This is a genomic window from Isoptericola sp. NPDC058082, from assembly GCF_042885055.1.
GTDB lineage: Bacteria > Actinomycetota > Actinomycetes > Actinomycetales > Cellulomonadaceae > Isoptericola.
On sequence record NZ_JBHVSQ010000005.1, the window covers coordinates 150,649 to 168,119 of the forward strand.

The following is a 17,471-nucleotide window of genomic DNA, read 5'->3' on the forward strand; positions in this document are numbered from 1 at the left end:
TGCGGGGCTACCGTTTTTTCTGCGGGGGGGGGGGGGGGGGGGGTGGGTCCCTGCGGGGGGGGGGGGGGGTTCCGGGCCCGCCGCGGGGGGGGGGAGGGGGGGGCCCCCCGGGACTGCGCGCTGCGACGCGGCCACCGCCGTGGATCAGGGAGGGCGGTGGCGCGCCGCGACGGGCCCGCGGTGTCACCGCGGCCCACGGACCGGGCACGCCCGGTCCGTCACGCCAGGAAGGAGGGACCTCCCCCGCGGCCGTGACCGGCCGCGGGGACTTTCACCCGCTCGCGCGGGTCAGCGCAGGATGTCGCGCGCCCGCGCGACGTCCGCGTGCATCTGCTCGATGAGCGGATCGATGCCGTCGAAGCGCAGGGTCGGGCGCAGCCGCTCGACCAGCTCCAGCACGACCGTCTCCCCGTAGAGGTCCAGGTCGTCACGGTCGAGCACGTAGGCCTCCACGCGCCGCTCCACGCCGTCGAAGGTCGGGTTGGTGCCCACGGAGATGGCGGCGGGCAGGTCCGCGTCGGGGTTCCCGGGGTCCTCCTGGGCGAGCGCCGGCCGCAGCAGCCGACCGGCGTACACGCCGTCGGCGGGGACCATGCCCTCGACGTGGCCGAGGTTCGCCGTCGGGAAGCCGAGCTCGCGCCCGCGCGCGTCCCCGTGCACCACGGTGCCGCGCACCCGGTGGGGGCGGCCGAGCACCTCGGCCGCCTGCGCCACGTCGCCCTCGGCGAGCAGCGCGCGGGCCGCCGACGACGACCAGCGCTCGCGGGCCCCGGCGCTGCCCGGCGCGCACTCGCCCACGTCGTCCACGGCCACGACCTCGAAGCCGTGCGTGCCGCCGAGCTCCACCATCGTGGCGAGCGTGCCAGCGTTGCCCTTGCCGAACCGCACGTCGTGCCCGACGACGACGGTGCGTGCGCCCAGGCCGCCCGTGAGGTAGCGGGTGACGAACTCCTCCGGCGTCAGCGCGGCGAGGTCGAGCGTGTACGGCACGACCAGCACGGCGTCGAGGCCCGCACGGCCCATGAGGTCGAGCCGGTCGCGCAGCCCCGTCAGCAGCTCCGGCGCCGTCTCCGGGCGGTGCACCTGGGCCGGGTGCGGGTCGAAGGTGAGCGCCACCGCGAGCCGTTCGTCGGCGCGGGCCAGGCCCACGAGGCGCCCCAGCACGGCCTGGTGACCGCGGTGGACGCCGTCGAAGTTACCGATCGTGACGACCGACGGACCGAACCCGTCGGGGACCTGGTCCAGGTCCGTGAACACCTGCACGCGTCGCGCTCCGTCTCGTCGATGGCCGGCCGTCGGCACCCGCGCCGGGTGCCGACCGTCAAGGATAGACCGACGCCGGGGCCGCGGACCGCCTCACCCCGGGAGCACCGCCGCGGCGGCCGTGAGATAGCGCTCCGGGTCGAAGTCGTCGAGCAGCGCGCGCTGCATGAGAAACCCCTGGCCCAGCCCCATCATCACGGGGAGCAGCAGCCGCGCCGCGGCGTCGGGCCCGTCGGGCGCCAGGTCGGGCCGCGCCCCGAACCACGCCTGCAGCGCGGCGGTCAGGACGTTCCGCAGGTCGACGACGACGTGCTGGACGACATCGTGGATCACCGGGTCCACGGTGGACTCCGACCAGAGCTGGACGAGCACCTTCCCGTCCTCGAGGTCCCGGGCCATGCCGCCCGTGAGGATCGTGAGCACCTCGATCGGCGAGGGCGGGACGCCGTCGTCGCCGGCGGCGTCGATCTCCGTGCTGCGCCGGGAGAGCACCTCCTCGGCGACCGCGGCGAAGAGCGCCTGCTTGCCGTCGTAGTGGCCGTAGATCGCGCCCGCCGACAGCCCCGACTCGGCGACGACGTCGGAGATGGAGGCTCGCTGGTAGCCCTTGGCGGTGAACGCCCGCAGGGCCGCGGCCCGGATCTGCGCGCGCCGCGCCTCGCGGTGCGCCTCGGTCACTCGTGGCATCGGACCCCTTCCCGAGGGCGCTGGCGGACGGTTGACAAGTCTAGGGACACCCGCGCAGGCTTGCCATAAAGAACGAACATTCGTTTTTTGATTTCTCGACCCAGTCCTCAGCACCGGAGACCACCATGTCGTCGACGACCGTCGCCCCCGCCGCACCGCCCACCTCCCCGCCGCGCCCGGTCCCCCGCACCCCGTGGGGCCGGGTCGTAGCCGTGGCGCTCGGCGTCGCCGCCGTCGTCGGCGTGCTCGTGCTCGCCTTCTCCTGGCCCGCCGTCACCGCCGAGCCGAAGGACCTCCCGGTGGCCGTCGCCGGCCCGGAGCAGGCCGTCGCGGGCCTCGGTGCCACCCTCGACGAGGCACAGCCCGGAACGCTCGACCTCGTGCCTGTCGCCGACCGCGACGCCGCCGTCGCCGCGGTCGAGTCCCGCGACGTCTACGGCGCGATCGTGCTGGGCGAGACGCCCGAGGTGCTCACGGCCTCGGCCGCGAGCACGGTGACGAGCCAGCTCCTCACCGCGGCGGCGGGCCAGCTGCAGGACGGGCTCGTCCAGCAGGCGCTCGCCTCGGGGGCGGACGCGTCCGCCGCTCCCACCGTCGCCGTGACCGATGTCGTGCCCCTGTCCGCCGACGACCCGCGGGGCGCCGGGCTGACGGCGGCCATGTTCCCTCTGCTGCTCGGCGGGATGATCGGCGGGATCGCGATCTCGCTGCTCGTGGTGGGCGCCGCGCGCCGGGTGCTCGCCGTGTCGGTCTATGCGGCCGCGGGCGGCGTCGTCCTGGTGGCGGTGCTGCAGTCCTGGTTCGGGGCGCTGCAGGGCGACTGGTGGACGAACGCCGGTGCCGCCGCCCTCGCCCTGGCGGCCGTCGCCGCGCCCATCACCGGGTTCGTGGCACTGCTCGGGCGGGCCGGCATCGCTCTCGGAGCCGTCACGATGATGCTGGTCGCCAACCCGATCTCCGGCGCCACCGTGCCGCCCGAGTTCCTCCCGTGGCACTGGGGCGCGATCGGCCAGTGGTTCCCGCCGGGCGCGGGCGCCACCCTGCTGCGCGACCTGTCCTACTTCCCGGCCGCCGACGCGGGGCGCGCCTGGCTCGCCCTCGGGCTCTGGGCGGGCGCGGGCGTCGTGATGTCGCTCGTGGGGCACCTGCGCACCGCGGGCGGCGTCGAGCCCGACGCCGAGGCCGCCCGCGACGAGGCGCTGGAGCGCGCCGCCCGGCACGCCGAGCCGGCCCCGCAGGGCTGACGCGCACCGCGCGCTGCGCCCGGGCCGCCTCGAGCGGCCCGGGTCAGCCGCCCGCCGGGGCGAGGACGAGCACGGGCTTCGCCAGCGCCTCGCCCCGCCGCCGGGTGTCCTCCAGCAGCGCGACCAGCGCGCCGTCCGGCCCGATCGCGGCGACCGTGCCCCGCTCGCCGCTCGCGGGCACCCACTGGCCGTAGCCGAGGGCGCGCGCCTCGTCCGGCGTGAGCTCGCGCACGGGGAACGTCGCCCGGGCGGCGTCCGCGAGCGGCACCGTCGCGAGCACGCCGTCGGCGTCGGCCTGGGCCTCGAGCTCCTCGAGCGTGCGGGCCGTGCCGAGGTCGTAGCCACCCACCCGCGTACGGCGCAGCGCCGTGAGGTGGCCGCCCGTCCCGAGCGCGGCGCCCAGGTCGCGGGCCAGCGCCCGGACGTACGTCCCCGAGGACACGACGACGGTCACGTCGACGTCGAGCGCGGCCACGCCGTCGCCCGTCGTCGCGGGCCGCGTGGCGTGCACGTCGAAGCGGCTCACGGTGACCGGCCGGGCCTCCAGGACCACGTCCTCCCCCGCCCGGGCGCGCGCGTAGGCACGCTTGCCGTCGACCTTGATCGCGCTCACCGTGGTGGGCACCTGCCGGATCTCCCCCGTCAGGACGGCCACCTCGCGCGCCAGGGCGGCGTCGTCGACGCCCTCGCCGACGCCGCGCGCCTCGACGATCTCACCCTCCGCGTCGTCGGTGCTGGTGGTGGCGCCCAGGCGGATCGTCGCGTCGTACGCCTTGTCCGCCCCGACCACGTACGTGAGCAGCTTCGTGGCCCGGCCGACCCCGACGACGAGCACGCCCGTCGCCATCGGGTCGAGCGTGCCCGCGTGGCCGACCTTGCGGGTGCCCGCCAGCCGCCGGCACCGGCCGACGACGTCGTGGCTGGTCCAGCCGGCGGGCTTGTCGACCACCAGGAACCCGTCGGGCGCGGTCGGGCGGCGGGGCGGACGCTCCCCGGGGCCGCTCACTCGTCCTCGTCGTCCTCGCGCGCCTTGCGGTACGGGTCCTCGTCGCCGGCGAACCCCTTGCCCTCGCGCAGCGCGGCGAGCTCGGCGTCCCGGCGCTGGGCCTCCAGGAGCGCGGCGTCCAGGTGCGCGGCGTTCTCCGGCATCGAGTCCAGGAAGAACTCGATGGTCGGGGTGAGCCGCACGCCGGTCTGCTTGCCGACCTCCGAGCGGATCATGCCCTTGGCGCTCTCCAGCGCCGCGGCCGTGCCCGCCCGCTCCTCGTCCGTGCCGAGCACGGTGTAGAAGATCGAGGCGTTCTGCAGGTCGCCGGTCACGCGGACGTCGGTCACCGTGACGAAGCCGAGACGCGGGTCCTTGATCCGCGTGTCGAGCAGCTGCGCGACGATCTCCTTGATGCGGTCCGCCAGCTTGCGGGCGCGCGGGTTCTCGGGCCGGTTGTTGCCCTGGGGGCCGGGCATAGTGTGTCTCCCTCTCTCGACGCCGACGGCGCCCCGCCCGGCCCTGCTCCTGTCGGAGCGGGGCCGGTGCGGGACGCCGTCGGGCTGTACCGTGCGGCGCGACCGTCAGGCGCGCGGCTTCTCGCGCATCTCGAAGGTCTCGATGATGTCACCCTCGGTGACGTCGTTGAACGACCCGAGTCCGATACCGCACTCGAAGCCCTCGCGGACCTCGGTGACGTCGTCCTTCTCGCGGCGCAGCGACTCGATCGTGAGGTCGTCCCCGACGATCTTGCCGTTGCGCAGGACGCGCGCCTTGGTGTTGCGGCGGATGGTGCCCGACCGGACGATCGAACCCGCGATGTTGCCGAACTTCGAGGAGCGGAAGACCTGGCGGATCTCCGCGGTGCCCAGCTGGGCCTCCTCGTACTCCGGCTTGAGCATCCCCTTGAGGGCTGCCTCGACGTCGTCGATCGCCTGGTAGATGACCGAGTAGAACTTGACCTCGACGCCCTCGCGGTCCGCGAGGTCCTCGACACGCTCACCGAACTTCACGTTGAAGCCGATGATGATCGCGTTGTCGACCGTGGCCAGGTTGACGTCGTTCTGCGTGATCGCACCGACACCGCGGTGGATGACCCGCAGCTCGACCTCGTCGCCCACGTCGATCTTGAGCAGCGCGTCCTCCAGGGCCTCGACGGCACCGGAGACGTCGCCCTTGAGGACCAGGTTGAGGGTCTCGACCTTGCCCTGCTCGAGCGCCTTGGTGAAGTCCTCGAGGCTGATGCGCTTGCGGCGCTTGGCCAGGAGGGCGGCGCGCTCGGCTGCCTCGCGCTTCTCGGCGATCTGCCGGGCGGTGCGCTCGTCCGGCGCCACCAGGAAGGTGTCGCCGGCGCTCGGCACGGACGCCAGGCCGAGCACCAGGACCGGTCGGGCCGGGCCCGCCTCGGTCAGCGCGGTGCCGTGCTCGTCGAACATGGCGCGCACGCGGCCGTGGGCCGTGCCCGCGACGATCGCGTCGCCGACGTGCAGCGTGCCCGACTGGACCAGGACGGTCGCGACGGCGCCGCGGCCCTTGTCGAGGTTGGCCTCGATGGCCACGCCTCGCGCGTCCTTGTCCGGGTTCGCCCGGAGGTCCAGCGAGGCGTCCGCCGTGAGCAGCACGGCCTCGAGGAGCTGGTCGATGCCCTGGTTCTGCTTCGCGGACACGTCGACGAACATCGTGTCGCCGCCGTACTCCTCGGCCACCAGGTTGTACTCGGTGAGCTGCTGGCGGATCTTGTCGGGGTTGGCCCCCTCCTTGTCCACCTTGTTCACCGCGACCACGATCGGCACGTTGGCCGCCTGGGCGTGGTTGAGCGCCTCCACCGTCTGCGGCATGACGCCGTCGTCGGCGGCGACCACGAGGATCGCGATGTCGGTCACCTGGGCACCACGGGCACGCATGGCGGTGAACGCCTCGTGACCCGGGGTGTCGATGAACGTGATCGGACGCTCGACGCCCTCGTGCTCCCGGCGCACCTGGTAGGCACCGATGTGCTGGGTGATGCCGCCGGCCTCGCCGGAGACGACGTCGGTCTGGCGGATCGCGTCGAGAAGACGCGTCTTGCCGTGGTCGACGTGGCCCATGACGGTGACGACCGGAGGACGCGCCGCGAGGTCCTCGTCGGACTCGCCCTCGAGCTCGGCGTCGAGGTCGATGTCGAAGGCCCCGAGCAGCTCCCGGTCCTCCTCCTCGGCCGAGACCATCTCGATGACGTACCCGAGCTCGTTCGCGAGCGTGCCGAACGTGTCCTCGTCCAGCGACTGCGTCGCGGTCGCCATCTCACCGAGGTGGAACAGCACCGTGACCAGGCTGGCGGGGTTCGCGTCGATCTTGTCCGCGAAGTCGTTCAGCGACGAGCCGTGGCGCAGGCGGACGACGGTCGAACCGTTGCCGCGGGGCACCTGCACGCCGCCGAGCGACGGCGCCTGCATCTGCTCGAACTCCTGGCGCTTCGCGCGCTTCGACTTCCGCCCGCGGACCGGACGGCCGCCTGCGCGGCCGAACGCACCCTGCGTGGAGCCGCGACCGGCGCCACCACGGCCGCCGGGACGGCCGCCGAAGCCGCCTCCACCGCCGGGACGGAAGCCACCGCCACCGCCGGGGCCGCCACCGGGACCGCCACCGCGGCCGCCACGACCGCCGCCCGAGGGCGCCGGACGCTCGCCGGGGCGCGGCATCGAGGTCTTGCCCGGCATCATGCCGGGGTTGGGGCGCGGCCCGCCGGGACGGGGCGCCGCGGGACGCGGGCCACCGGGACGGGGGCCACCCGGACGGGGACCGCCCGGACGCTCGCCGGAACGCTCGGGCGCGGCCTCGCCGCGGTCCGGGCGCTGACCGGGGCGCGGCATGCCCTGGCTGGACGCGAACGGGTTGTTGCCCGGGCGCGGGCCGCCGGCGCCGCCGGGGCGCTGCCCCTGGCGCGGCATGCCCTGGCTCGACGCGAACGGGTTGTTGCCCGGACGCGGGGAGCGGCCGCCCTTGCCGCCGTCGCGACCACCGTCACGCCCGCCGTCGCGCTGCTCGCGCGCGGCCGGTGCCGGCTTCGGCGCCGCGGGACGCGGACCGGGGGTCGGCGCGCCGGGACGGTTGGCGGGCCTGGCCGGGGACTCCGGCGCTGCCGCGGCGGGCGTCGCGGCCGCCGGGGCGGCGGGCACCTCGGCCTCGGGCGCGGGCGCCGGCTTCTGCGCGGCGGGCTTGGGGGCAGGCTTCGCCAGAGCGGGCTTCTGCTCGGCGCGGGGCGCCGCAGCCTTCGGCTCGGCGGGCTTGCTCGCCGGGGCGCCCGAGGACGCGGGGGCCGCGCCCTTGTACTTGTCGCGCATGGCTCGCTCGACCGGTGCCTCGAGCGTCGAGGACGCCGAACGGACGAACTCGCCCGCCGACTTCAGGTCGGCGAGCAGGGTCTTGCTCTCCACCCCGAGCTGCTTGGCCAGCTCGTGAACGCGGATCTTCGCCACAACTCTCCTGTCTCGGCCCTCCTGCGAGACAGGGAGGACCGTCGTTAGTACCGAGTACTCATCGCACGGAACTCATCGGGTGCCCATCGGCTTCTGACCCGCTTCCTTGTCGACTTCAGTGGGTGCGGCCGAGCATGCTCGGTCGCGATGGTCCGGCCGCCGGGTGGCGGTGCGGACCGGAGGGACTCAACGGTCTCGCCGCTCCAGGTGTTCCCGGACGCCGGAGAGGTCGAGGGGCCCCGTGACGCGCAGGGCGCGCGGCACGGCCCGACGACGCTCGGCGAGCGCCAGGCAGGCGGGCGTCGGATGGATCCAGGCGCCACGCCCCGGCAGGCACCCTCGCACGTCGACCACGAGGACTCCCTCGCGTCCCGACGGCTCGAGCACCAGCCGCAGAAGAGCGGACCGCTGGTCACGCTCCCTGCACCCGACGCACGTCCGTACCGGGCCGGAGGTTTCCGGAGGGGTACGTGGGGAGGTCGAGGGCTGGGCGCGTGGCCCGGTCCCCGACAGTCTAGCGCGACGACCCACGTGCCGTGACCGGCCTCAGCCCTCGGCCCCGCGGCTCGCCGCGGGGCCACCTGCGTCGTCGCCCTCCACACCGCCGCCGGCGGGCGCCGCCTCGTCCGACCGGATGTCGATGCGCCAGCCCGTCAGCTTCGCGGCGAGACGGGCGTTCTGCCCCTCCTTGCCGATCGCGAGCGACAGCTGGTAGTCCGGCACGACCGCCCGCGCGGCCTTGGCGTCGGCGTCGACCACGGTGACGGAGGTCACACGTGCCGGCGAGAGCGCGTTGGCCACGAAGCGGGCGGGGTCGTCGCTGTGGTCGACGATGTCGATCTTCTCCCCGTGCAGCTCCGCCATGACGGCACGCACGCGCGCTCCCATCGGGCCGATGCAGGCGCCCTTGGCGTTCAGCCCGGCCACCTTGGACCGGACGGCGACCTTGGACCGGTGACCCGCCTCGCGGGCGATGGCCGTGATCTCGACGGCACCGTCCGCGATCTCCGGGACCTCGAGCTCGAAGAGCTTGCGCACCAGGCCCGGGTGCGTGCGGCTCAGCACCACCTGGGCGCCCTTCATCCCCCGCGACACCTCGACCACGTAGGCGCGCAGCCGCTCGCCGTGCACGTACTCCTCGGTGGGCACCTGCTCGTGCGGCGGCAGGACGGCCTCGGTGCCGCCCACGTCCACGAGGACGACCCGCGGGTCGCGGCCCTGCTGGATGACGCCGGCGAGGACCTCGCCCTCCTTGCCCCGGAACATGCCGAGCACCTGGTCGTCCTCGGCGTCGCGCAGCCGCTGCACGATGACCTGCCGCGCCGTCGCCGTGGCGATGCGGCCGAAGTCCGCGGGCGTGTGGTCGAACTCGGGCCCCAGCTCGATCGTGGGCCGCGCCTCGGGGTCCTCGGGGTCCGGCGTGCGGATCTCCTCGCGCGCCCACACGGCGACGTGGCCGGACTTGCGGTCCACCTCGACGCGGGCGCGCGGGTAGGCGTCGGGCGTGCGGTGGTAGGCCGACAGCAGCGCCTGCTCGATCGCTTCCACGAGGACGTCGAGGCTGATGTCCCGCTCCCGCTCCAGCAGCCGAAGCGTGCTCATGTCGATGTCCATCGTCAGCCCTCCTCGTGACGGGCAGAGCCCGTGGTGTGGTCCCGGGCGGCGCCCGTGTCCGTGTCCGTGTCCGTGTCGAGGGGCGCCTCGTCCAGGCGCTTCAGCTCGACCTCGATCTTGCCCTGGCGCACATCGGCGAGGGGCACCCGGGTGCCGTCCTCCAGCACGAGCTCCGCGTCGTCGCCCGCCCCGGCCTCGACCTCCACCAGGCGCCCGGACGTCGTGCCCCCCGTGCGCAGCCGCAGCACCACCAGGCGGCCGCGGGCGCGCCGAAAGTGGCGCACCTCGGTCAGCGGCCGGGAGGTGCCGGGCGTCGAGATCTCGAGCGTGTACGCGCCGGGGACGACGTCGTCGGCGTCCAGCGCGGCGGAGATCGCGCGCGAGACGTCGCCGAGGGTGTCGGAGTCGAGGCTGCCCGGCACGTCCTCGGGGAGGTCCACCGTGACGCGCACGACCGACTTCGCGCCGGCCTGCGTGACGACGACGTCCTCGAGGAACAGGTCCGCGGCGTCGACCGCCGGGGTGACGACCCGCCGCACCGCCTCGGCCTTCGCCCCGCCCGCCGTCGTGCGGCCGTGCTGCGCTGCCATCCCTGCCTCCCGTGGGTCACGTCGTGGACTGCCGTGTGCTCCCGCGCCGGGACGTCCCGCGGCCGGTGTGTCGTTGTGTGCAGCGACCAGCGTAACGAACGACGGGCCGGTCCCGCGCCGTCCGCCGCCCCCGACGGGCGGAGGAACGTCACACGGGCCGGGCCGCGCGCGTGGCATCATCGGCCTCGATGGAACCTCAGCCCGCCCCCGACCGGTCCGCCGACGACGACGTGACCGGCGCGGCCCCGACCGCCGCCCGGCGCCGCCCCCTGGCCGCCGCGGGGGCGCTGCTCGCCGTCGGGCTCCTCGCCGGGTGCGGGGTACGGCTGGAGGCCCCTCCCGCGGGCGAGCCGGTGCCCGACAGCCTCGAGGTGGTGCGCCGCACCGCCGTCGCGGACGCCCTCCTCGTGGCCGACGGCGCCGAGGCCGCGCTCGAGGAGGTGCCCACGTCCCGCAAGCGTGTCGTCGCCGAGCTCACGCGCATCGCCGCGTCCTCGCGCGAGCAGGCCGAGGCGCTCGGCGGCGAGTACGACTCCGGCCTCGCCACCGGCGCGCCCACCGACACGCAGTCCTCGGCCTGGGACAGGGCGACCCCGGCCGACGTCGTCCAGGCGCTCGACGACGCGGCCGCCCGGTCGCGGACGGCCGCCGGGACCACCGGCGACGGGCCGCTGGCCCGGCTGCTGGCGTCGGTCGGCGCGGCCCAGACCGTCTCGGGCGAGCGCCTCGCGGCGCTGGTCGACGTCGCCGGGCCCGACGTCGTCGAACCTCGCGTGCCCGTGCCGGTGGAGGCCGACCAGGACGACGCGGACACCGAGGAGGACGCCGAGGAGGCCGAGCAGGAGGTGCCCTCCCCCGACGTTCCCTCCGACGACGCCTCCGCCGCCGGGCAGGACGACGGCGAGGCGGACGGGCAGGCGGACGAGGGAGCGGCGGACGACGGACCGGTGCCCGAAGGGCTGACGCCCCACGACCTGAGCACGCTCGTCGTGTCCGAGGACGCGACCCGCTACGCGCTGCAGCTGCGCGCGGCGATCGGCTCGGGCACGACGCGCGAACGGCTGCTCGAGCGGGTCGAGGTGCACGCGCAGCGGGCCGACGGGTGGGCCGCCGTGGCGGGCACGCAGGCCACGGCGGACGACCCGCGTCGCGCCGCCTACGCCGTGCCGCGGCTCGCGGACCAGGGCGACGACGCGCTGGTGATCGACCTGGAGAACGACCTCGCCACGGACTACGCGTCCCTCGTCGGCACGACGGCGGCCGGCACCCGCGGGGTGCTCGTCGACCTGCTGGTCGACTCCGCCGTGGCCCTCGACGACTGGGGCGCCGAGCCCGAGCCGTTCCCCGGCCTGCCGGAGCAGGCCGGGGACGACGCGTCCGCCTGACCACCGCGGGACGTCCCGCGCGGTGGTGTCAGTCCGCCAGCAGGGCCGCGACGCGCTCGGTCACGACCCGCGCCGCGTCGGCCACGGGGACCTGCTCCGACGCTCCGGCGCGCGGGCGCACCTCCACCAGGCCGTCCGCGAGACCGCGGCCGACGACGACGATCAGCGGCACGCCGAAGAGCTCCGCGTCGGCGAACTTCACGCCGGGCGACACCTTGGGGCGGTCGTCGTAGATCACCTCGACGCCCGCGTCGACCAGCTCGGTGGCGAGCTTCTCGGCGGCGTCGAACACCTCCGTGCCCTTGCCGGTCGCGACGACGTGCACGTGCGCGGGGGCGACGTGCGCCGGCCACGCGAGGCCCTTGTCGTCGTGGTTGACCTCCGCGAGCGCCGCGAGGGCCCGCGTCACGCCGATCCCGTACGAGCCCATGGTGACGGTCACGGCCTTGCCGTTCACGTCGAGCACCTTGAGGTCGAGCGCCTCGGCGTACTTGCGGCCGAGCTGGAAGATGTGGCCGATCTCGATGCCCCGCGCGAGCTCGAGGGGCCCGGAGCCGTCGGGCGCGGGGTCGCCGGCGCGCACCTCGGCCGCCTCGATGGTGCCGTCGGCGGCGAAGTCGCGGCCCGCCACCAGGTCGAAGACGTGCCGGCCCGGGGCGTCGGCGCCGGTGATCCACCGGGTGCCGGGCACCACGCGCGGGTCGAGCAGGTACCGGATCGCGGAGCTCGTCGAACCGTCCTCGGCCTCGACCTGCGCACCCTGCGGCCCCAGCACGCCGGGGCCGATGTACCCCTTGACGAGCTCCGGGTGCGCGGCGAAGTCCGCCTCGGTGGCGGGCTCGGCCTCGGCCGGGGTGAGGGAGGCCTCGAGACGCTTGACGTCGACCTCGCGGTCGCCCGGCAGCCCCACGACGAGCAGCTCGCGCCGACCGTCCGGGTGCGTGACGGCGAGCACCACGTTCTTCAGCGTGTCCGCGGCGGTCCAGGGACGGTCGGGGCGGGCGTGCTTCTCGTTCGCGCACGCCACCAGCGACTCGATGGTCGGGGTGTCGGGGGTGTCCTCGACGTGCGCGGACGGGGCGTCGTCGTACGGGAGCGCGTCCGGCACGGGCGTGACCACGGCCTCGACGTTCGCGGCGTACCCGCCCGCCGAGCGCACGAACGTGTCCTCGCCGATGGGCGACGGGGACAGGAACTCCTCCGAGCGGGAGCCGCCCATCGCGCCGGAGGTCGCGGAGACGATGACGTAGTCGAGGCCGAGGCGGTCGAAGATCCGCTGGTACGCGCCGCGCTGGCGCTCGTACGCCGCCGCGAGACCCTCGTCGTCGATGTCGAAGGAGTAGGCGTCCTTCATGATGAACTCGCGCCCGCGGATGAGGCCGGCGCGGGGCCGGGCCTCGTCGCGGTACTTCGTCTGGATCTGGTACAGCGCGAGGGGCAGGTCCTTGTACGACGAGTACAGGTCCTTCACCAGCAGCGTGAACAGCTCCTCGTGCGTGGGCGCCAGGAGGTAGTCGGCCTCCTTGCGGTCCTGCAGCCGGAAGAGGTTGGGGCCGTACTCGGTCCAGCGGCCGGTGGCCTCGTAGGGCTCGCGCGGCAGCAGCGCCGGGAAGTGCACCTCCTGCGCACCGATCGCCTCCATCTCCTCGCGGACGACGGCCTCGATCTTCGCCAGCACGCGCAGGCCGAGCGGCAGCCAGGAGTAGATGCCGGGGGCCGCGCGGCGGATGTAGCCGGCGCGCACCAGCAGCCGGTGGCTCGCGACCTCGGCGTCGGCCGGGTCCTCGCGCAGGGTACGGACGAAGAGGTGGGACAGGCGGAGCAGGTCGCCCTGGGGCTGACGGGCGGACGCGATCGACATGGGGGCAAGCCTAGCGGCGCGGCGGGCCTCCCCCGGCCGGTGACGCCGTCGCATCACTGGTCGCCGTCGCACCGTGCTGGCAGCATGGCGGCATGCCCGAGCTTCCCGAGGTGCAGGCGCTGGCGGAGTTCCTCGACGCTCGTACGACCGGTCACCGCGTCGTCGCCGCCGACGTCGCGGCCATCGCCGCGCTCAAGACGTTCGACCCGCCCGTGACCGCGCTCGTCGGCCAGGAGGTCCGCGGCGTCACACGCCACGGCAAGTGGCTCGATCTCACGGCCGGTCCCGACGGCGACGAGACGCACCTGCTGTTCCACCTGTCGCGCGGCGGCTGGGTGCGCTGGTCGGACCAGGCGCCGACCACGCCGGTACGCCCGCGCATGGGCGGCTCGTCGCGCGGGGCGGCGCTGGCGCTGCGGGTGCGGCTCGACGACGGCGCAGGCTTCGACCTCACCGAGGCGGGCACCCGCAAGCGCCTGGCGGTGCACGTGGTGCGCGACCCGCAGGAGGTGGAGCAGGTCGCCACGCTCGGCGTCGACCCGCTCTCGGACGCCTTCACCCCGGACGCGCTCGCCGCGCTGATGCAGGACAGGAACCAGCAGGTCAAGGGCCTGCTGCGCGACCAGCGGGCGATCGCCGGGATCGGCAACGCCTACTCCGACGAGATCCTGCACGTCGCGCGGGTCTCGCCGTTCAAGCTCACCCGGTCATTCACCCCGGACGAGGTCGCGGCGCTGCACGACGCCGTCGTCACCACCCTGCGCGACGCCGTCGCGGCGTCGTCGGGCAAGCCCGCCAAGGAGCTCAAGGACGCCAAGCGCGCGGGGATGCGCGTGCACGGCCGCACGGGCGAGGCGTGCCCGGTCTGCGGCGACGTCGTGCGCGAGGTCAGCTTCGCCGACCGCTCGCTGCAGTACTGCGCCACCTGCCAGACCGGCGGGCAGGTGCTCGCCGACCGGCGGATGTCGAGGCTGCTGAAGTAGCAGGCCGGCTGGTCAGCCTGCCGCGACCGCGTCGCGCGACGCCACGAAGGCGTCGACGCACGCGCGGACCTGCTCCGGTGTGTGGGCGGCGGAGAGCTGGACGCGGATGCGCGCCTCGCCGCGCGGCACGACCGGGAACGAGAAGGCCGTGACGTACACGCCGCGCTCCCCCATCGCCGCCGCCACCTTCGCCGCGAGCACGGCGTCGCCGAACATCACCGGCACGATCGGGTGCTCGCCGGGCAGCAGGTCGAAGCCCGCCTCGGTCATGAGACGACGGAACAGGGCGGCGTTCTCGGTCAGCCTGGCGCGCAGGTCCGCGGAGCCCTCCACGAGGTCGAGCGCCGTGAGGGTGCCCGCCACGATCGTCGGCGCCAGCGTGTTCGAGAACAGGTAGGGGCGGGCGCGCTGCCGCAGCAGGTCGACGATCTCCTGGTGCGCCGCGACGTAGCCGCCGGACGCGCCGCCCAGGGCCTTGCCGAACGTGCCCGTGAGGATGTCCACGCGGTCCGCGACGCCGAGCAGCTCCGGCGTCCCACGGCCGTGGTCGCCCATGAACCCCACCGCGTGCGAGTCGTCCACGAGGACGAGCGCGGAGTACCGGTCGGCGAGGTCGCAGATCTCGCGCAGCGGCGCGAGGTAGCCGTCCATCGAGAACACGCCGTCCGTGACGACCACGACGTGGCGGGCGCCGCCGTCGCGCGCCGCGCGGAGCTGGTCCTCGAGGTCGGCCATGTCCCGGTTCCGGTAGCGGAACCGGGCGGCCTTCGACAGGCGGATGCCGTCGATGAGCGAGGCGTGGTTGAGCGCGTCCGACACGATCGCGTCGTCGGCGCCGAACAGCGTCTCGAAGACCCCGCCGTTGGCGTCGAAGCACGACGAGAACAGGATCGAGTCGTCCGTCCCCAGGAAGCCCGCCAGGCGCTGCTCCAGGTCGCGGTGCTGGTCCTGCGTGCCGCAGATGAACCGCACGCTCGCCAGCCCGTAGCCCCACGTGTCGAGGGCGTGCCGCGCCGCCGCGACGATGCGCGGGTCGTCGGCCAGCCCGAGGTAGTTGTTGGCGCAGAAGTTGAGCAGCTCGGCGCCGTCGGCGCGGATGCGCGCGCCCTGCGGGCCGGCGATGCCGCGCTCGTGCTTGGTGAGACCCGCGCTCTCGATCTCGGCGAGCTGGCCCGCCAGGTGCTCCCGGAACGTCCCGTACATCGCTACGCCTTCCCCTCGTCGTCCTGCGCGTCGTCCTGCGCGTCGTCCTGCGCGTCGTCCTGCCCGTCGCCCCAGTCCGTCCAGTCGAGCACGACCTTGCCGCCGTGCGCGGAGGCCGCGGCCTCGAACCCCTCGCGCCAGCGGCTCGCGGGGAGCCGGTCGGTCACGACCGACGCGATCGCCGTCCGCAGGGTCGCGCTGGTGCGCAGCATCGCGTCCATCGCCTGCCACGTCTCGAACATCTCCCGGCCGTAGATGCCCTTGAGCGTGAGCATGTGCGTCACGACCGTGCCCCAGTCGACGGCGATCGGCCCGGACGGCAGGCCGAGCATCGCGATCCGCCCGCCGTGGTTCATGTTCTCGATCATCTCGGGCAGCGCGCTCGGTGCCCCGCTCATCTCGAAGCCGACGTCGAACCCCTCGCGCAGGCCGAGCTCGCGCTGCGCGTCGGCGACCCGGGCCGTGCGCACGTCGAGGGCGGCGTCCGCGCCCATGGCCTTGGCCATCTCGAGCCGGGCCGGGCTGACGTCCGTGCCCACCACGAGGTGGGCGCCCGCGTGCCGGGCGACGGCGATCGCCATGAGCCCGATGGGCCCGCAGCCGGACACGAGCACGTCCTCGCCGATCACCGGGAACGCGAGCGCCGTGTGGACCGCGTTGCCGAGCGGGTCGAAGATCGCCGCGACGTCCAGGTCGACCTCGGCGTGGTGCACCCACACGTTGGTGGCGGGCAGCACGACGTACTCGGCGAACGCGCCGTCGCGGTGCAGGCCGAGGCCCTGGGTGCGGATGCACATCTGGCGGCGCCCGGCGCGGCAGTTGCGGCAGGTGCCGCAGACGATGTGCCCCTCGCCCGAGACGAGGTCGCCCACGGCGACGTCGTGCACCGTCTCCCCGACCTCGACGACCTCGCCGACGAACTCGTGGCCGGGCACCAGCGGCGCCGCGATCGTGGACGCGGCCCAGTCGTCCCAGCGGTCGATGTGCAGGTCGGTGCCGCAGATGCCGGTGCGCAGCACCCGGATCTTCACGTCGCCGATGCCGGCCTCCGGCTCGGGCCGCTCCACCAGCTCCAGCCCCGGGCCCGGCCCCGGCTTGTACAGCGCCCTCATCGTCGTCCCGCCCGTCGACCCCTCACGGACCTCACCCCGGCTGCCGCCGTCGCTCGCGTCGTCACGCGCCGTACCATCTCACGATCCGGACAGATCCGGGAACCGCAGGGCACCGGTCAGAACAGCACCGTCGTGAACGTGCCGACCTGCTCGAAGCCCACGCGCCGGTAGGTGGCGAGCGCGGGCGCGTTGAAGGCGTTGACGTACAGCGAGACCACGGGCGCCACCTCGCGCCGCGTCGCGACGACGACGGCGGCCATGCCGGGCGCGGCCAGGCCGCGCCCGCGCCGCAGCGGGTCGACCCACACGCCCTGCACCTGCGCCACCCCGCCCGCGACCGCGCCCAGCTCGGCCTTGAAGGCGACGAAGGGCCCGGGTCCGGTGCCCGCGCCCGAGGTCGAACCGGCTGCCTCCATGCGCACGAACGACCGCCCCTCGGCCACGAGGGAGCGCACGCGCAGGGCGTACGCGCTGCCCGGCGACGCGGCCGGGGCGTAGCCGACCTCCTCCGCGAACATCCGCACGCAGGCGGGCAGCACGGCGTCCACCTCACCGAGGGTCGAGCGCCGCACCTCCGGGTCGGGCTCCACGTCGGGGTCGCGCGCGATCGCGAGGGACGGCTGGTCGGCGCGCACCTCGCGCGCCGGCGGCCAGCGGGGCGCGAGCAGGTCCCAGAGCGCGAGCGCCGCCGTCCGCTCCCCCACGATCGACGAGGAGCGCCGCCCCTGGGCGCGGGCCGTCGCGGCGAACGCGGCGACGGCGTCGTCCGCGTCGCGGCCCGCGAGGTCCGGGGCCAGCACAGGGACGAGGTTCGCGCCGGACCAGCAGACCGCGACCAGCGGGCCCGTCGCCGGGAAGCCCCAGGCCTGCCCGCCGGCGGCGGCGAAGCCCGCCACCGCCGCCACCTCGAGCCGCGCCGCCGCGAGCACCGACGTCACCGGGTCGAGGGCGCACAGGGCGCGGGCCTCGGCGAGGTCCTCCTGGCCGAGGACGCGGGCCCGCGGGCGGCGCACGTCGAGGCCGCGCGCGTCCCCGCGCGCCCGCACCGCCGGTCGCCAGCCGCCCATCACGCCCCCTTCGCCGCCG

Annotated in this window: 15 protein-coding genes; 3 read left to right on the top strand and 12 right to left on the bottom strand. The window is 75.0% G+C overall.

The genetic code is table 11. From position 1 onward, the window contains the following. Positions 1-288: 288 nt before the first annotated feature. Positions 289-1,263: a bifunctional riboflavin kinase/FAD synthetase gene (locus tag ACFVS0_RS09380; protein WP_430549918.1), complete on the bottom strand. Its 975-nt coding sequence runs from the start codon at positions 1,261-1,263 to the stop codon at positions 289-291. A gap of 93 nt (positions 1,264-1,356) precedes the next feature. Next, a complete protein-coding gene (locus tag ACFVS0_RS09385; RefSeq protein WP_430549917.1) occupies positions 1,357-1,950 on the bottom strand; it encodes a TetR/AcrR family transcriptional regulator in 594 nt (197 codons plus the stop codon). Positions 1,951-2,075: 125 nt separating this feature from the next. Between ACFVS0_RS09385 and ACFVS0_RS09390 the strand changes: the two genes are divergently transcribed. After that, positions 2,076-3,194 carry a hypothetical protein gene (locus ACFVS0_RS09390; RefSeq protein WP_430587792.1) on the top strand — a complete coding sequence of 373 codons (1,119 nt, stop codon included), beginning with the start codon at positions 2,076-2,078 and terminating at the stop codon, positions 3,192-3,194. Between the two features lie 43 nt (positions 3,195-3,237). On the opposite strand, the gene truB is transcribed toward ACFVS0_RS09390, so the two are convergent. The 6 genes from truB to rimP all read right to left on the bottom strand — a co-directional run bounded on the left by truB (position 3,238) and on the right by rimP (position 9,841). Further along, entirely contained in the window at positions 3,238-4,200 is a 963-nt protein-coding gene (gene truB / locus ACFVS0_RS09395) for a tRNA pseudouridine(55) synthase TruB (protein ID WP_430587793.1), read from the bottom strand. Then, positions 4,197-4,658, bottom strand: a complete 462-nt coding sequence (rbfA, locus tag ACFVS0_RS09400; RefSeq protein WP_430549914.1) for a 30S ribosome-binding factor RbfA — start codon at positions 4,656-4,658, stop codon at positions 4,197-4,199. The genes truB and rbfA overlap by 4 nt, the downstream gene beginning before the upstream one ends. A gap of 105 nt (positions 4,659-4,763) precedes the next feature. Next, the gene (gene infB, locus ACFVS0_RS09405) at positions 4,764-7,637 is read right to left on the bottom strand and encodes a translation initiation factor IF-2 (RefSeq protein ID WP_430587794.1); all 2,874 of its coding nucleotides are present in this window, start codon (positions 7,635-7,637) and stop codon (positions 4,764-4,766) included. 186 nt (positions 7,638-7,823) lie between these two features. Further along, positions 7,824-8,168 carry a YlxR family protein gene (locus ACFVS0_RS09410; RefSeq protein WP_430549912.1) on the bottom strand — a complete coding sequence of 115 codons (345 nt, stop codon included), beginning with the start codon at positions 8,166-8,168 and terminating at the stop codon, positions 7,824-7,826. Between the two features lie 15 nt (positions 8,169-8,183). Continuing rightward, a complete protein-coding gene (nusA, locus tag ACFVS0_RS09415; protein WP_430549911.1) occupies positions 8,184-9,251 on the bottom strand; it encodes a transcription termination factor NusA in 1,068 nt (355 codons plus the stop codon). A 2-nt stretch (positions 9,252-9,253) separates the two neighbouring features. Further along, a complete protein-coding gene (gene rimP, locus ACFVS0_RS09420) occupies positions 9,254-9,841 on the bottom strand; it encodes a ribosome maturation factor RimP (protein ID WP_430564598.1) in 588 nt (195 codons plus the stop codon). A 188-nt stretch (positions 9,842-10,029) separates the two neighbouring features. Here rimP and ACFVS0_RS09425 point away from each other — a divergent pair, with 188 nt between their 5' ends. Further along, positions 10,030-11,226, top strand: coding sequence for a DUF4439 domain-containing protein (locus tag ACFVS0_RS09425; RefSeq protein ID WP_430587795.1), 1,197 nt, complete (start codon positions 10,030-10,032; stop codon positions 11,224-11,226). A gap of 28 nt (positions 11,227-11,254) precedes the next feature. On the opposite strand, the gene ACFVS0_RS09430 is transcribed toward ACFVS0_RS09425, so the two are convergent. Continuing rightward, positions 11,255-13,087 (bottom strand): proline--tRNA ligase, encoded by a 1,833-nt coding sequence (locus tag ACFVS0_RS09430; RefSeq protein ID WP_430564599.1) that lies wholly within the window; start codon positions 13,085-13,087, stop codon positions 11,255-11,257. A 92-nt stretch (positions 13,088-13,179) separates the two neighbouring features. Here ACFVS0_RS09430 and ACFVS0_RS09435 point away from each other — a divergent pair, with 92 nt between their 5' ends. Next, the gene (locus ACFVS0_RS09435; protein ID WP_430587796.1) at positions 13,180-14,070 is read left to right on the top strand and encodes an Fpg/Nei family DNA glycosylase; all 891 of its coding nucleotides are present in this window, start codon (positions 13,180-13,182) and stop codon (positions 14,068-14,070) included. 12 nt (positions 14,071-14,082) lie between these two features. Here the strand turns inward: ACFVS0_RS09435 and ACFVS0_RS09440 are convergent, their stop codons facing one another. The 3 genes from ACFVS0_RS09440 to ACFVS0_RS09450 all read right to left on the bottom strand — a co-directional run bounded on the left by ACFVS0_RS09440 (position 14,083) and on the right by ACFVS0_RS09450 (position 17,452). Beyond that, positions 14,083-15,273: a glycine C-acetyltransferase gene (locus ACFVS0_RS09440; protein ID WP_430549906.1), complete on the bottom strand. Its 1,191-nt coding sequence runs from the start codon at positions 15,271-15,273 to the stop codon at positions 14,083-14,085. Between the two features lie 2 nt (positions 15,274-15,275). After that, positions 15,276-16,385, bottom strand: a complete 1,110-nt coding sequence (gene tdh, locus ACFVS0_RS09445) for an L-threonine 3-dehydrogenase (RefSeq protein ID WP_430587797.1) — start codon at positions 16,383-16,385, stop codon at positions 15,276-15,278. Positions 16,386-16,501: 116 nt separating this feature from the next. After that, the gene (locus ACFVS0_RS09450) at positions 16,502-17,452 is read right to left on the bottom strand and encodes a GNAT family N-acetyltransferase (protein ID WP_430549904.1); all 951 of its coding nucleotides are present in this window, start codon (positions 17,450-17,452) and stop codon (positions 16,502-16,504) included. Between the last annotated feature and the right edge of the window lie 19 nt (positions 17,453-17,471).